This window comes from Vibrio sinaloensis DSM 21326, assembly GCF_000189275.1.
Lineage (GTDB): Bacteria > Pseudomonadota > Gammaproteobacteria > Enterobacterales > Vibrionaceae > Vibrio > Vibrio sinaloensis.
This window is the reverse complement of record NZ_AEVT01000026.1, coordinates 1-700: the sequence shown is the minus strand read 5'-3', so window position 1 is coordinate 700 and position 700 is coordinate 1. Positions and strand designations below refer to the sequence as shown.

Sequence of the window (700 nt, the reverse complement as noted above, 5' to 3'; positions counted from 1 at the left end):
CAACGCTAACCACCAAACCTAAACCATTGCACCTTAAACACTAAACTTAACTTAAACTGAAATCGCCACGCGTTGTGAATCCGCCTTAAACGCCTTGTTATACGCAAACCCGATTACACGCTTCAATCTCGATACTCTTTAATTTGGGACATTTTTCTGTGCCATTCAGAGAAGCTAGAAGTGGGCAGTTATAGAGTTCTAGTAACTTCAACTTAGATAGGTGCTGTATTCCATCAAGGTTTTTTAACTTTCTAGAAGTAAGGTACAACTGTTCTAAGTTTTCCACTCCACTTAGCGACTCTAGATTCTGATTTGGGTAATTTTGGATGTTTAATTTCTTGAGAGTATTGAGCGTAAGCACTGAACTTAGACCTTTGGACCAAGTAGCATTAAAAACCTTCAAATCGGAAAAACGCGAAAAATCTATTTTTTGTTGGCTTTTGCACTGAAGCCCTAAAACTTCTAACTCTGTCAAAGCCTCAATACTCTTCAACCCAGTTGCATCCCAAACGTATATCTCCAAACTTTTCAGAAAGGTAAGCTGTGATATGAATGAAATGTCTCGGTCTTTGAAGCCGAAGGAGTCAGTCAAACGAAGCGCTCTAATTTCATTAGAAAGCATATATTCCAAGACATAGTCTGACCAAGAGCCTTTCAAGATTAAGACACTACCTATACCATTTTCATCAGCACGAATTTC

1 protein-coding gene is annotated in these 700 nt (G+C 38.6%); it reads right to left on the bottom strand.

What is annotated here, in order from left to right; translation table 11 throughout:
• Window positions 1-97 precede the first annotated feature (97 nt).
• Window positions 98-700, bottom strand: a 603-nt coding sequence (locus RH45_RS23420) for a leucine-rich repeat domain-containing protein (protein ID WP_008074962.1), incomplete at its 5' end; no start/stop codon positions are given.